Origin of the sequence: Asticcacaulis sp. MM231, from assembly GCF_964186625.1 — a bacterium.
In the GTDB taxonomy this organism is placed as follows: domain Bacteria; phylum Pseudomonadota; class Alphaproteobacteria; order Caulobacterales; family Caulobacteraceae; genus Asticcacaulis.
In genome coordinates, this window is the sequence record NZ_OZ075108.1 from 1,556,481 (window position 1) to 1,569,893 (window position 13,413).

Here is a 13,413-nt window from a genome sequence, read left to right on the forward strand (position 1 = left end):
CTCTAAAAGACGATGCGCTCGGTTCGTGTGAAGACCTCAAAACCATTGTGGCGGGCTATGCCCACGATGGTCAGGCCGGCCGCTTCGGCGGTGCGCAGCGCCAGCGCGGTCGGCGCGGAAATGGCGATGAGGATCGGCGCGCCCATGGCAACGGCCTTCTGCACCATCTCGACCGACACGCGGCTGGTCAGCACGATCGCACCGCGGTTGGGATCTGTGGCCTGGCGCGCAAGAGCGCCTGCCAGTTTATCGAGCGCATTGTGCCGCCCCACGTCTTCGCGGGTCGCGATCAGCCCGCCTTCTGGCGTCCAGAAGCCGGCGGCGTGGACCGCGCGTGTTTGCTGGCCCAGCGGTTGCTGGCTTTCAAGGCTCTCGACGGCACTCATAATGTCCACAACCGACAATTGTAACTCGGAAGGGGGCAGTTCGCCCCGCAGACGCAGAACGTCTTCGAGGCTTTCAATCCCGCACAGGCCGCAACCCGTTGGGCCGGTGCGGCTGCGGCGCCGCGCCGTCAGCCGCCGGCTTTTGTCCGGCGTCAGCCACATGCGCGCTTCGATGCCATCCGGGCCTGAAACGATATCCAGGCGCTGGATATCCGTCGGCTCGGAAATCAGACCCTCATTCAGGCTGAAGCCATAGGCAAAATCCTCCAGATCAGCCGGCGTTGCCATCATCACCGCTTCGGTCGAGGCATCATAGACAAGGGCGACGGGCACCTCTTCGGCTATGTCGCGGCGGCCGTGGCGGGCGGTTTCGAACCACCGGATATGGGCGACGGAGGTTGCAGGCGGCGGCAGGGTGTCGGGCATCACGCGGTTTCCGTGGCGCGTGTCACCTTGATCGGTATTGACTTGTAAGAGGGCGTCCCGCTCGTCTTGTCGTGGCGTGACAGCGGGATCAGCACATTGGCTTCGGGGTAGTAGGCGCCGGCGCAGCCGCGCGGAATGTTGTAGCTGACGACGGAATAGCCCTTGAGTACGGCGTCCGAACCGACCGATGACAGATCGACAACATCACCCGTGACCAGCCCGCGCGCCGCCAGATCGTCCGGGTTCATGAACACGACGTCACGGCGACCGAAGACGCCACGGTAACGGTCATCGAGGCCGTAGATGGTGGTGTTGTACTGATCGTGGCTGCGAAGCGTCGTCAGGGTCAGGACGTCCGGATCGTGCTCGACCGTCTCGACATTCAATCCGGCGAAAACGCGGAACTCCGCCTTGCCCGAAGCGGTTTTCCATACGCGCTCCGCCGGGCCTATCGGCAGGCGGAAGCCACCCGGCACCTGGATGCGGGCGTTGTAATCGTGGAAAGCCGGCAGCACATCGGCGATGGCGTCGCGGATCAGATCATAATTATCGGCATAGGCTTCCCAGGGGATGTTATACCTGTCACCCAGCACGGCCCTGGCCATGGCGCAGACAATCGCCGGTTCGGAGCGAACGTGCTCGGAGGGCGGCGGCAACTTGCCGGTCGAGGCGTGCACCATGGACATGGTGTCCTCGACCGTGACGGATTGTGGTCCTGACGCCTGTATATCCATCTCGGTACGGCCAAGGCAGGGCAGCAGCAGGTTATCCTTCGCCAGCAACAGATGCGAGCGGTTGGGTTTGGTGGCGATGTGAACCGCCAGATCGAGGCTGCGCACGGCGGCGAAACTGCGCGCGGGATCAGGCATGGCCACTGCCAGATTGCCGCCGAGGCAGATCATGATTTTCGATCGCTCCTCCGCCATGGCTTCCATGGCTGCTACAGCATCATGGCCGTGCGCCACCGGCGGATCGAAGCCGAAAACGCGCTTGATGCCTTCGCGCAAAGGTGCTGGCGCTTTTTCATCGATGCCGACCGTGCGGTCACCCTGTACATTGGAATGGCCGCGCAACGGACAGATGCCGGCGCCTGGGCGTCCGAAATTGCCCCGCAGGAGCAGGAGGTTGGAGATTTGCTGAACCGCCGATGTGCCGTTGCTGTGTTGGGTTACGCCCATGCCATAGCAGACGATGACAGATTTAGCCTTGGCATAGATCGCGCCGGCATGTTCCAGTTGGGCGCGAGTCAGGCCGCAAGCGGCTTCTATATCGGGCCAGAGTGTATCGCGCAGATCGTTGATAAGCGTCTCGGGGCCGGTGGTATGTTCGGCCAGAAAGGCCCGATCCAGCACACCGTCGCCGCCGGCCGCGATTTCGGAGTCATCGAGCGCGATGACCGCTTTCATTACGCCTTTGAGGGCGGCGATGTCACCGCCGACCTTGAGCTGCAGGTAGTCGCTGGCAATCGGGGTCGAGGTCAGGGTCGCCATCTCCACCGGCGATTGCGGGGCGGCAAACCGTTCCAGCGCGCGTTCCCTGAGTGGATTGAACACAACGATCGGCGCGCCGCGTTTTGACGCCTCGCGCAGTGTAGTCATCATGCGGGGGTGGTTGGTGCCGGGATTATGGCCGATGGAAAAGATCGCGTCGGCATGGTCGAAATCTTCCAGCGACACGGACGCCTTGCCCAGACCGATCACCTGCGCCAGACCGACACTGGTGGCCTCGTGACACATGTTCGAGCAGTCCGGGAAGTTGTTGGTGCCATAGGCGCGCACGAACAACTGATAGAGAAAGGCGGCTTCGTTGGAGGCGCGACCCGAGGTATAGAACTCCGCCATATTGGGATCAGGCAGGGCGTTCAGGGCTGTTGCAATGCGTTGAAAAGCCTCGTCCCAACTGATTTCGACATAATGGTCGGTGGCCGGATCATAGATCATCGGGTGGGTCAGGCGCCCGAGGTTTTCAAGATCGTGGTCGTGCCAGGTCAGTAACTCTCTGACGCTGTGCTGAGCGAAGACCTCCGGCGTGGCGCGCTTTTTCGTCGCTTCCCAGGTGACGGCCTTGGCGCCGTTTTCGCAGAATTCAAACGCCGATGTATGTTTGGGATCGGGCCACGCGCAGCCCGGACAGTCAAAGCCATGCGGCTGATTGTTACGCAACAGGGTTTTGGAGCCGGACACGGCGTCCATCTGGCTACGTATGGTGCGCGCCACGGCCCGAAGGGCGCCCCAGCCGCCGGCCGGCGCATGGTATTCACGAATGCCTTTGTCCGACATGACAACTCCTCACTCTGCCGTGCGAGACTACGCCGAACCAACAGGCGTTTCCACCTGTCCTGTGGTATTAATTAGCGTCAAATGGATCGCGAGAGGATGGCGGCCTTAAATCGTGACGCTGACCTGATAGGTTTTACCGGCCACAATGTCGCGGATAAGCTTGCCCGTCACGATCTCACCATCAACGTTCAGGGCCGGTGTGCCACGGGTGATCTCGACCTCGAACGTCGCGCCGCGGAAGTGGCGCGTGACGCGGGCGGAGGGCCAGCTCGCCGGCAGTTGCGGCGCGATGCGCAGGCCTTCGCGGCAGCCTTTCAGACCGAACAGGCCTTCTATGAGGCTGCGGTAGAGCCACGAGGCCGTTCCGGTGTTGAACAGGTGGGACGAGCGGCCGGAGGCTTCCGGGTGCTGGCGATGGGCGCCGCGATAATAGTTGGGCACGAACACCGGCATCTGGCCACGTCGCAGGTAGTCCTCATCGTTCGGTCCTGTCAGCATTTTGCGCAATAATTCAAAGGCTTTTTCGGTTTCGTTCACCTGATACAATGAATAGATGTAGAAGACGGCGGCGTGATTATAGACCGAGCCGTTTTCGGCCACGCCGGGGAATTTCTGCGTCAGACGGCCGACATCCTCACGCATGTGCGTATAGGCCGGCGCGATCATCTCGACGCCATAGGGCGTTTCCATCTGGTCTTCGACCGCCGCCACCATGCGCTTTTGCTTGTCGGCATCGGCCGCGCCGCTCATCAGCGCAAAGCTCTGCGGGTTGAGATAGATGCGGCCCTCGACATCCGTCTTGATGCCGAACTTGACATCGTCATCGGTGATGCCGCGCCCGTACCAGTCACCATCCCATAGGTGGGTGTTCATGGCGTCATTGAAGGCTTGCGAAGCCTTGGCGAAAGCAGAGCCATCACGGCCGTCACGCTCCAGGATCTGCGACCACAGGCGAAGCGAGTGGGCGGTGGCAAGCGTCAGCCAGCCGGAAACCCCCTTGCCCTTCCAGCCGACCATGTTCATCGGATCGTTCCAGTCGCCCTGATCGATAAAGTTCAGGCCACGATGATCGACCGCCTGTATCAACCATTGATTAGCGGCGGAAATACGATCGCGCACGCTTCTAGCCGTCTGGGTTTCCTTATCGGTCACCAACTCATCGAGCACGGCATAGTCGTTGGTTTCATCGAGATAGGCTTCGAGGAACAGGGCCAGCCAGACACTGTGATCGGTGTGCGGCACCTGATTGATGTATTTCAGCTCGGCGCCGTCATAGAGCGTAATGCCGTCAGGCATGGAGCCATTGGCATGTTGTTGCGACAGGGCTTTCAAAAGCGTTTTGCGCGCGGTCTTCGGACTGACATAGGCGCTGCCCATGGCGTCCTGCAGGAAATTGCGCGTCTGCGGATCGGTGCTCAGGCGGTTGGTGTCGCCATGATAATAGACCTGGCGCGGCAGCCAGGTATTGACGAAGGCATCCAGCTGCGGATCGCTTGAATCAATATTGATGGACTTGGCGCCGGCCGCCATATAGACGGCATATTCTGCACGCGCTGTGGCGAGGCCGTCTTGTGACAGATAACGGGTTTTAAGGCGTGTGATCTCGGTGTCGTCAAAGGCCGGTCCGAAGAGGAAGCGGTGTGTGACGCTTTCGCCCTTGTCCAGCTCATGATCGAATTGCAGGGCGGCGATCGGGTTCTCATAAAGCGCCACGCCATCGCCCATCTGCTCGGCCATGACGGCGTCGGGCTTGTGCAGGCCTCCTTCGCCTTCAAAGCGCGCCTGCCGAGTTTCAAAGGCCAGAGGCGTTTGTTCGCTGAGCAGAAACACCTTGTCCTTGAGGTTCTTGTTTTTGAAGTAGTCCTCGATCTTCTGATAGGCGGTCACGCAGTCGGCGACGATGCCCTGATGGCCGGTGTGATAGTTTGCCGACTGGTTCATCCAACTCATCAGGCCGATGGGGAAGGCGGGGTAAAAACTGACATTGCGAGGGCGTGCGCCGCTGTTAATCAGCCGGACCTCCCACAGTTCGCAGGCGTCATCGACCGTCAGGGTCAAGGTCAATTCGATACGCAGGCCCGGGCGGGTGACGGTCCAGTGCAGGCTGGTCGGCGTCACCTCGAAGGCGAATGCCTCGACGGGCGCGCGCACCGGCTCATAGGGGGCCGAAAACAGCGCGCCGGTTTCGCGGTCCTTGACGTAGAAGAAGCGGCCGGGGTGATGGGCATAGGTGCCCTGTTCCGGCAGCATGAAGTGCTTGGCCTCCATGATCTGGGCGCGGGCATATTTCGACGGTTCCGGCTGCATGAACTGCGCCGTGGCGTAACCGCGCGCCGTCATATGGATCATCATATGCGGGTTCCACAGGAAGCCGGCGGCCAGCGGCATGGCGGTAGGGCTGCTGAGGACGCAGCGGTCGGCGTCGAAATCGATCAGGCTCACAGTTTGGACTTTCGTTCGCTAAGCGCCGCCTGAATCTGGGCCAGGCGGGAATCGTTGAGATTGTAGAAGCACATGATGACGGCAGCGAGAAGGGCAAGGGCGCCGGGCACCACGCTGATCAACAGCACGATACCGGTCTGCGAGGCACCGCTCTGCGCCTGGTTGGCGACATAACCGAGGCCTGCCAGTACGCTGGCGATGACGAAGGAGGCCAGCGCTCCGCCAAGCTTCTGCGAGAAGGTGGCGGCCGCGAAGGTCATGGCGGTGGCGCGGCGGCCGGTCTTATATTCGTTATAGTCGGCGCAATCGGCATACATCGAGAAAGTGAGGGGCGACTTGGGCCCCAGGCACAGACCGATGGCGATCTGCAGGGTGTACATCAGGCCGATCTGGTCTTTGGGTATGAAGAAGAACAGCGATGACAGGACGCCGACCAGCACCATCAGGATGATGAGCAGGCGGCGCTTGTCGATAAAGCGCGTGAGCAGGGGCGTGACCAGCGATCCGGCTGCCAGAGCGAAGCCATAGACGGTCAGGAAGCTGCCGACCAGTTCGGGTTTACCGACATAGTATTTGATGTAGTAGGCGCTGGCGCCCATGCGCGTCGAGATCGTGATCATGATGACAAGCGCCAGCACGAACATGATCAGCCATGGGCCGTTTTTCACCAGATCGCCAATGTCTTTAAGCGGGCTGACCTGCACCTCGGCGACGGGCTCGATGCGTTCGTGCGCGGTCAGGAACAGAACGAAAAAGATCAGGCAGGCGACGACGCCATAGAGCGCCAGGGTCAGTTGCCAGCCGATGACCTCATTGCCGTTGCCATATTGTGCGGTCAGCCACTTGACCAGTTTGGGCGTCATAAAGGTGACGAAGGTGCCGCCAAGAAAGCCGCCGACGAAACGGAAACTGTTGATCTGGGTTCTGGCCTGCGGATTGTTGGTCAGCACGCCGGACAACGCGCCATAGGGAATATTGACCACGGAATAGAGGGCCATCATGAGCCCAAAGGTCAGGTAGGCGTAGATCAGCTTACCGCCCTCGGCCAGATCAGGCGTCGTGAAGGTGGCGACGGCCGATAGCGCCAGCGGTACGCCCCCCCATACCAGCCAGGGGCGAAACCGGCCCCATTTGGTGCGCGTCCGGTCGGAGACCGCGCCCATGATCGGATCGACGCAGGCATCGACCAACTTGGTGGTCAAAAGCATGGTGCCGGCCGCGGCGGCGCTCAGCCCGAAACTATCGGTATAGAAGATCAGCAGAAACGCGCTGATGGTTGTCCAGTAGAGGTTGAAGCCGAAATCACCGAAGCCATAGGTGATTTTCTCCAGCCAGCCCGGTTGTGTCGCCGTGCGCGTCGCGTTTGTCATTCTTCCCAACTTTTATAATGTTATTAAGTCAGGTTTAGCACAGGGGAAAGCGCTGTCACCTCATGAATTGCGCTTGAAACGCGCTCAAACGTTGCGCAGGCTCGACGCATTGGCGTCGGCGGGCGGTAGCCCTTGCCAAATCCGCAAAGGATTTGGAGGTCAGTGTCTAAATTGCGCGCTCATGTCTTTGACAGTCTGCAATTCACGCATACCAAAAGCGGTGGAAGGCTCGATCTGGCTGGCCTCATGCCATTCGTTGAACGACACAATCAGAATCCAGTCTGGTTTGGCGGCAATGGCGGCCTTCCACTGACGACGGAACGGTCCACCGTCCTCGCGCTTCACGGTGGGGCGCCGGCCGGTGCGGTCTTTTTGCAGGCGGTCGTCGAAACCTGGCAGGATGGTGGCGGTGGTCACTTTGGCGCCGGCCTGCGCTTTCACCCAATCCCTGTAAAACGCCGGTCGCCACAGGGAGGGTATCCAGTGGTGGTCGGCGGTCTCGAACTGCATCGAATAGATGTGCAGGCCGTCGAAGGCACTCTTGCGCGCGCTGATTTCCTTTAGTGTATTGGCGGTGCCGACAAAGCTGATGGCGTTAGGCACCTGTTGATCGATCAGGCGGCGCGCTTTCACCCAGCCATTGAGCCCGATCACCTGCATCAACCGGTCGAAGAGCATGATGACGGGCTTGCCGTCGAGTTTCAGCAAAGCCGGGTGCTGGCCATACTGCCTGTGCAGGTACAGCACGTCGTCGGCGACCTTTTCGGCGCTTTCCGCCTGTTCGACATAGGAGCAGACCTTGAGGCCGTGCGCCTCGGCGGCTTTGAGCAGCAGCGGAAACTGCTGATCGGTGCGATCATTCTGCCTCCACCAGGAGGCGATCAGGCCGGTGATGCCAGCGGCCTTCATCTGCGCCATCTGACGGTCGATTATCGCCGGATCGAGACTGTCGTAAGGACCACCCACCGGATAGTTGGGCGCATCCTCGATGCGTTCACGTGCAGGATCAGGGTTGAGCCAATGAATATCTGCGCCGGAACGCACCCTGGTGCCGTACCAGCCGTAATAGAAGACGAGCACTTCGCGCTGGGCGCGGGTTTGCGCCAGGGCGCGCCTTGGCCAAAGAGCCGTGGCGACAAAGCCGGTCAGCAGGTGACGACGAGACGGTTTAACCAAGGCCATGCCCCTGTGTGAGCGTGAAAACGATAAAGATGACGGCGGCCACAACGAGGGCAAGCGGCTTGCGCTCCATGACAGCAACCTTCGCTGGCGGATTTAGGGCGCGTAGCGGAATGATCAGCAGAGGCAGGCTGGCCAGGCCGATTTCCGTGAAGGTGTCGTGCAGGTTCTGACCCATGCCGCCATGATAGGTAAGGGCCGCGGCCACCGTGGCCAGTGTGGCGGCGCACCAGGCGATGCGGGCGACGTGGCGCGCGGTCTTTTGCGGCCACAGATTCAGAAGTGCGCGTGAGGTGAGACGTATCGTGAGCAGATACAGCAATGCGCCAAGAAGGCCGCCAGCCACCCGCCACCACAAAGACGGTTCGCCGATAAAATTGTGGCCGGTGAAATAAAGGTCGCCTTTGGCTGTGGCCATCGCCTGGACCAGATAGCCCCCCTCCCAGAAATAGCTGAAGCCGGTAATCAGTATGAAAAACAGTCGCCAGGGTGTGGAGGTCACCCGTCGTGACAAGATAAGCGCCAGGGTGCCCAAGGCCAGATTGGCTAAGGGACCGGCCGGATCGATCCATGGCGAAGGCGTGTCGCAATGGAAAAGCGAAGAGCTCAGTTGTGTAATGCGTCCACCCAGGGTCAGGCAGGCGCCGCCATGGCCGAGACCTTCGTGCACGAAGGTGACCGTGAGTGCAGCCATTGTGGCGATAGCCGCGATGGTAAGGCCATCATTCTTCTCCGGGTTCGTCATGTTTCTGTGCCCCCTTGGCTTGCACCTTCTTACGGATTTCCTTGAGCTTTTGTCCCTGTCGCAGGGAGAGCGTGCCGTTTATCGCGCCCTTGTCCGGATCGGCGAAGGCACGGCCATAGGTTTTGACGCGCTCGCTGACGCCTTCGATAAATTCGTTTTCCCACTCCGAGAGATCGACACCCTGTTCGGCGGCCTCGCGTCTGGCCTTTTCCAGGGCTCGGATCGTGGCGGCCTGCAGAGCCTTCTTTTGCGCCTTGATCTGATCGAGGGGCGAGGCCGGTTTGGCGGTGAAGCCAGCCTTGGCCTGCAACGGTTTGCGCGTTTGCAAACCAGTTTTGCTTTGTAAGGGCCTGGATCTGGTCATGCCGGTTTTGGACGGCGTTTTAAAAGCCATCGGCACTCACCACGCATGAAAAAGCCATCCTCATGCGGTTAAGCATGGGGATGGCTTGATACGTCGTCAACTGGCTTTTAACGTTCGCCGATCGCGGTCAGGTACAGATCGAGGATGGTTTCTTCCTCATCGCGCTTGACCTTGTCCTTCTTGCGCAGGGAAACGACCTTGCGCAGGATCTTGACGTCGAAGCCCTCGCCCTTGGCTTCGTCATAGACTTCCTTGATGTCGCCCATGATGCCGGCCTTGTCTTCTTCAAGGCGCTCGATACGCTCTATGATGGTGCGCAGGCGGGTTTGAGCGGCGCCGGAAATGACGTCGTCGGCGGAAAAGGAGAGGGGGGCGTCATCGGCCATGGGGGATATCCTGTGAAACTGTTGGCTTAACCATAGCGCTTGCGAATCAGCTTCTCAACGCCTGCCTTGAGGATAAGTCGGCCTAGGCTGTGGATTAAAGTGACGCGCAAGGCCCCGTCCGAACACGAAAAAACGCTTAAAGCATAAGCCTTAAGCGTTGTTCGATGTGTCATGTCAAAGCCACGATAGTGGCCTCAAACAAGCTTAGCCTTGCTTCGCCTTGAAGCGCGGATCGGTCTTGTTGATGACATAGACGACGCCCTTGCGACGCACGATCTTACAATCGCGGTGACGACCCTTGAGCGACTTGAGCGAGCTGCGGACTTTCATTGGTTTTCACCTGATCTTTAAAATGACGGTTAAAGCGAACACAGGGCAACCAGAACCGGACGCACGCATGGGTCAACTTCGTTAGAGGGCGGGTATCTAGGGGAGAGGCAGAATATTGTCAATGACGATTTGGCCGGTTTGCGGCCGATTGCGGCATTTTCTCGTTTTACACAGGTGATTGACGGGAAAGTGAGACTTTTAAGGGCTTGGAAAGACGAACGCAATGAGGTTTAGTCCTTCTATAGTCTACAAAGGTGCCTACCATGCGGTTACGTTATGCCAGTCTGTTCGTTGTCCTGACCGCCTGCACCACGGCGGTGTCGCAGCCGGAAAACGTAACGCAGGCGCCCGTGCCGCCGGCAGTGTCTTCCGCAGCGTCTTCGGCCAGTGAGGCCGTAATTCCCGCCAGCCCGGCCGCGGCGCCCCTGCCGGCCAACGCCACATTCGATGACTGGAAGCAGAGCTTTATCGCCAAGGCGACCGCCAAAGGCTTCGATCCTTTGTTCGTGGCGCAGGTTCTGAGCAATGTGACTCCGCAGGCCAGTGTCACCTCATCCGATTCGCAGCAGCCGGAGTTTTCCAAACCCGCCAGTTCCTACATGCGCGCCTCGGTCTCGGCTTCGCGGGCGCAGGCGGCGCGCGCCAGGCTCGACGCCAACGCTAACGTCGGCGAAATCGTCAGCGCCTATGGCGTACCGTCGGAACTGATCGGCGGCATCTGGACCATGGAAAGCGATCTGGGCCGCGTGCAGGGCAATATAGATGTCGTGTCGGCCCTGGCAACGCTGGCCTATAATGGCCGCCGTCGTGACTGGGCCGAAAGCGAACTGATCGCCTGCCTGACCATCCTGCGTGATTCCGGCATCAGCCGCGATACTTTGAAAGGTTCGTGGGCCGGCGCGATGGGGCAGACGCAGTTCCTGCCCGACAATTACCTGCGCCTTGGCGTCGATGGCGATCATGACGGCAAGGTCGATATCTGGAATTCCGATTCCGACGCGCTGGCCTCATCGGCGAACCTGCTCGCCAAGGCGGGCTGGAAGCCGGGACAGGAGTGGGCCGTCGAGATCATGCTGCCGGTGGGCTTTGACTATTACCTCGCCGAAACCGCCAGCAAGACTCCGCTGGAATGGGCGGCGCTTGGCGTCAAGCGCGCCGATGGCGGTTACTGGAAACCTGCCGAGACCGGCGAACAGGCCAAGATCCTGCTGCCTTCGGGCGCGAAGGGGCCCGCCTTCCTCGCCTTGCCCAATCATTATGTCATCCGTAAATATAACAACTCGACCTCCTACGCTTTGGCGGTGGGGCTGATCGCCGATAGCATCGCCGGTCGTCCGCCGCTGGTGACACCATGGCCGGTTGAGCCGCCACTTAGCCTCGATCAACGCCTCAAGACGCAGGCAGCGCTGAAAGCGGCGGGCTTCGATCCGGGCACGATCGACGGCGTGATCGGTGTCGGCACCCGTCAGGCTATCCGTGACTGGCAGCGCGCCAATCAACTGACGGCGGATGGCTATCTGAGCTTCGATCTTGCCAACCAGTTCGTCGTGTCGCAAGGCGGCACGCCGGCGCTGCGGTCGGCGACATAGTCAAGGTCATCATCTTCCAAAGCGGCATCGCTTTGGCAAGGGCAAGCGCCCGCCGTCGCTGATGCGACGTGTCTTGTAAACAAAATAGTAAAAAAGAAGGGTTAATGCCGTCGGTTCGAAACTCGTAATTAATCATTAACGCCGAAAGTGGTCTCAGAAGTTTGAGTCGCTGGGTGTGGTCTAAATGTTTCAAATCATCGGTATTGTCTGTCTGTTCGCCATGGTGTTCGGCAGCTACATCATTTCCGGCGGCAATATGGCGCCTATCCTGCACGCCCTGCCGCACGAAATGATGGCCATTGGCGGCGCTGCCGTCGGCGCCACGCTTATCTCCAACAGCCTGACCACGCTCAAGGGCATGGGGAGTGGTATGGGCAAGGTGTTCGGCGGGCCGAAGTGGAAGGCCAGCGACTACCGCGACCTTCTGTCTCTTCTTTTCCTTCTGACCAAGACCATGAAGTCAAAAGGGGTCATCGCGCTCGAAAGCCACATTGAAAAGCCGCACAATTCGACGATTTTCAACCGTTTCCCCAAGATCGTGAAGGATCACTTCGCCACCGACTTCATCTGCGATACCCTGCGCATGATGACCATGAACCTCGAAGACCCGCACCAGGTCGAGGATGCCATGGAAAAACAACTGGAAAAGCACCACCATGAGGCCCTGCATCCGGCGCACGCCATGGCCGGCCTGTCCGACGCCTTGCCGGCGCTGGGTATCGTGGCCGCCGTTCTGGGCGTCGTGAAAACCATGGGGTCGATAACCGAGCCGCCGGAAATTCTGGGTGAAATGATTGGTGGCGCGCTTGTCGGTACCTTCCTGGGGATTTTGTTGTCCTATGGTCTGGTAGGGCCTTTCGCAGCGCGGATGAGCGGTGTCATCGAAGAAGACGCCGCCTTCTACAAGATTATTCAGGCCGTTCTTATCGCCCACCTCCATGGCAACGCGGCGCAGATCTCGGTCGAAATCGGCCGCGGCAATATTCCCTCGACCATGCAGCCGAGTTTCCTGGAGATGGAAGAGGCGCTCAATAACATTCCGGCCGAAGCGGCCTGATAACAGACTTGATTCGCAAAAGCGGCCGGCATTAACCACGCCGGCTGCTTTTTTGCATGTTAAAAGACAATACGGGCATGTCTCATGCTGTTAGCGATACGCGGATTTCTGTCTCGCTGATCACGATTTTTTCGCCACTTCCCCGTTAACCATCGTTAAAATGGCCGTTTTACGCAGAAAATACCTCTTTTTAGATGAAATTGGCCGTTTTAGTCACAGAAGCGATCACAGTTTTGTGAAATAAGGTCTTGCGGGACTCGCGCAAAATCGGTATGAAAAAGCTCGGGCCTAGGTATCAGTTCCTGGCGCTCTAATGTTAGATATAGGATCTGATACTATGACCTCCAAGATCGTCCGTACCGCTCTGGTCGCTGCTGTCGCTGTCGCCGCTCTGTCGGTTGCCGCTTGCCAAAAGCCTGCCGCCACTGAAGAAGGTGCTACCTCGGAAATGGCGCCTGCCGAAGCCACCACGGAATCGGCTGCTGATTCGGCTGCCGCCGTTGACGCCGCTGTCGCCGCTTCGCCTGCCGCTGCCGAAGCTTCGGTGGCTGCTCCGGCCGCTGCTCACTAATCACGAAATTTGACGGGGGCGGTTTTGCCGCCTCGGTCAATAGGTTCAGGAATGGTCCTGCGCCTTTAAACTTAATCAAAGGGAATAGATCCATGACCTCCAAGATCGTCCGTATCGCTCTGATCGCTGCCGTTGCCACCGCCGCTCTGTCGGTTGCCGCTTGCACCCCGAAGGCCACGACTGAAGAAGCTGCTGCTTCGTCGGAAGTCGCTTCGGAAGCCGTCGTTGAGTCGGCTGCTGCTTCGGAAGTTGCTTCGGAAGCCGCTTCGTCGAACTAATGATTTGCCTT

At 59.6% G+C, this 13,413-nt stretch carries 13 protein-coding genes; 4 read left to right on the forward strand and 9 right to left on the reverse strand.

Annotated elements, in window-relative coordinates; translation table 11 throughout:
• Positions 1–2: 2 nt before the first annotated feature.
• From fdhD to ykgO, 9 genes are all read right to left on the reverse strand, one after another.
• Positions 3–812 (reverse strand): formate dehydrogenase accessory sulfurtransferase FdhD, encoded by an 810-nt coding sequence (gene fdhD / locus ABQ278_RS07615; RefSeq protein ID WP_349321944.1) that lies wholly within the window; start codon positions 810–812, stop codon positions 3–5.
• Entirely contained in the window at positions 812–3,091 is a 2,280-nt protein-coding gene (locus tag ABQ278_RS07620) for an FdhF/YdeP family oxidoreductase (RefSeq protein WP_349321945.1), read from the reverse strand. Before ABQ278_RS07620 ends, fdhD begins: the two co-directional genes overlap by 1 nt.
• Positions 3,092–3,196: 105 nt before the next feature.
• Positions 3,197–5,533 carry a GH36-type glycosyl hydrolase domain-containing protein gene (locus ABQ278_RS07625; RefSeq protein ID WP_349321946.1) on the reverse strand — a complete coding sequence of 779 codons (2,337 nt, stop codon included), beginning with the start codon at positions 5,531–5,533 and terminating at the stop codon, positions 3,197–3,199.
• On the reverse strand, positions 5,530–6,903 hold the full coding sequence (locus ABQ278_RS07630; RefSeq protein ID WP_349321947.1) for an MFS transporter: 1,374 nt from the start codon (positions 6,901–6,903) through the stop codon (positions 5,530–5,532). The genes ABQ278_RS07625 and ABQ278_RS07630 overlap by 4 nt, the downstream gene beginning before the upstream one ends.
• 159 nt (positions 6,904–7,062) lie before the next feature.
• Positions 7,063–8,079 carry an endo-1,3-alpha-glucanase family glycosylhydrolase gene (locus tag ABQ278_RS07635; protein WP_349321948.1) on the reverse strand — a complete coding sequence of 339 codons (1,017 nt, stop codon included), beginning with the start codon at positions 8,077–8,079 and terminating at the stop codon, positions 7,063–7,065.
• Positions 8,072–8,827 carry a hypothetical protein gene (locus ABQ278_RS07640; protein ID WP_349321949.1) on the reverse strand — a complete coding sequence of 252 codons (756 nt, stop codon included), beginning with the start codon at positions 8,825–8,827 and terminating at the stop codon, positions 8,072–8,074. Before ABQ278_RS07640 ends, ABQ278_RS07635 begins: the two co-directional genes overlap by 8 nt.
• A complete protein-coding gene (locus ABQ278_RS07645) occupies positions 8,805–9,155 on the reverse strand; it encodes a hypothetical protein (protein WP_349321950.1) in 351 nt (116 codons plus the stop codon). The genes ABQ278_RS07640 and ABQ278_RS07645 overlap by 23 nt, the downstream gene beginning before the upstream one ends.
• A 143-nt stretch (positions 9,156–9,298) precedes the next feature.
• Positions 9,299–9,577 (reverse strand): DUF2312 domain-containing protein, encoded by a 279-nt coding sequence (locus tag ABQ278_RS07650; RefSeq protein ID WP_349321951.1) that lies wholly within the window; start codon positions 9,575–9,577, stop codon positions 9,299–9,301.
• 204 nt (positions 9,578–9,781) lie between these two features.
• Positions 9,782–9,907, reverse strand: a complete 126-nt coding sequence (ykgO, locus tag ABQ278_RS07655; protein WP_006274063.1) for a type B 50S ribosomal protein L36 — start codon at positions 9,905–9,907, stop codon at positions 9,782–9,784.
• 263 nt (positions 9,908–10,170) lie between these two features.
• Here ykgO and ABQ278_RS07660 point away from each other — a divergent pair, with 263 nt between their 5' ends.
• The 4 genes from ABQ278_RS07660 to ABQ278_RS07675 all read left to right on the forward strand — a co-directional run bounded on the left by ABQ278_RS07660 (position 10,171) and on the right by ABQ278_RS07675 (position 13,402).
• On the forward strand, positions 10,171–11,496 hold the full coding sequence (locus ABQ278_RS07660) for a lytic murein transglycosylase (RefSeq protein ID WP_349321952.1): 1,326 nt from the start codon (positions 10,171–10,173) through the stop codon (positions 11,494–11,496).
• Between the two features lie 184 nt (positions 11,497–11,680).
• A complete protein-coding gene (gene motA, locus ABQ278_RS07665) occupies positions 11,681–12,553 on the forward strand; it encodes a flagellar motor stator protein MotA (RefSeq protein WP_349321953.1) in 873 nt (290 codons plus the stop codon).
• Between the two features lie 337 nt (positions 12,554–12,890).
• A complete protein-coding gene (locus ABQ278_RS07670) occupies positions 12,891–13,124 on the forward strand; it encodes a hypothetical protein (protein ID WP_349321954.1) in 234 nt (77 codons plus the stop codon).
• Between the two features lie 92 nt (positions 13,125–13,216).
• Positions 13,217–13,402, forward strand: coding sequence for a hypothetical protein (locus ABQ278_RS07675; protein WP_349321955.1), 186 nt, complete (start codon positions 13,217–13,219; stop codon positions 13,400–13,402).
• Positions 13,403–13,413: the final 11 nt, after the last annotated feature.

Bases quoted from the DNA above. Each gene is read 5' to 3' on its own strand.
- fdhD (WP_349321944.1), bottom strand. From the start codon at position 812: ATGCCCGACACCCTGCCGCCGCCTGCAACCTCCGTCGCCCATATCCGG.
- ABQ278_RS07620 (WP_349321945.1), bottom strand. From the start codon at position 3,091: ATGTCGGACAAAGGCATTCGTGAATACCATGCGCCGGCCGGCGGCTGG.
- ABQ278_RS07630 (WP_349321947.1), bottom strand. From the start codon at position 6,903: ATGACAAACGCGACGCGCACGGCGACACAACCGGGCTGGCTGGAGAAA.
- ABQ278_RS07640 (WP_349321949.1), bottom strand. From the start codon at position 8,827: ATGACGAACCCGGAGAAGAATGATGGCCTTACCATCGCGGCTATCGCC.
- ABQ278_RS07650 (WP_349321951.1), bottom strand. From the start codon at position 9,577: ATGGCCGATGACGCCCCCCTCTCCTTTTCCGCCGACGACGTCATTTCC.
- ykgO (WP_006274063.1), bottom strand. From the start codon at position 9,907: ATGAAAGTCCGCAGCTCGCTCAAGTCGCTCAAGGGTCGTCACCGCGAT.
- ABQ278_RS07660 (WP_349321952.1), top strand. From the start codon at position 10,171: ATGCGGTTACGTTATGCCAGTCTGTTCGTTGTCCTGACCGCCTGCACC.
- motA (WP_349321953.1), top strand. From the start codon at position 11,681: ATGTTTCAAATCATCGGTATTGTCTGTCTGTTCGCCATGGTGTTCGGC.
- ABQ278_RS07670 (WP_349321954.1), top strand. From the start codon at position 12,891: ATGACCTCCAAGATCGTCCGTACCGCTCTGGTCGCTGCTGTCGCTGTC.
- ABQ278_RS07675 (WP_349321955.1), top strand. From the start codon at position 13,217: ATGACCTCCAAGATCGTCCGTATCGCTCTGATCGCTGCCGTTGCCACC.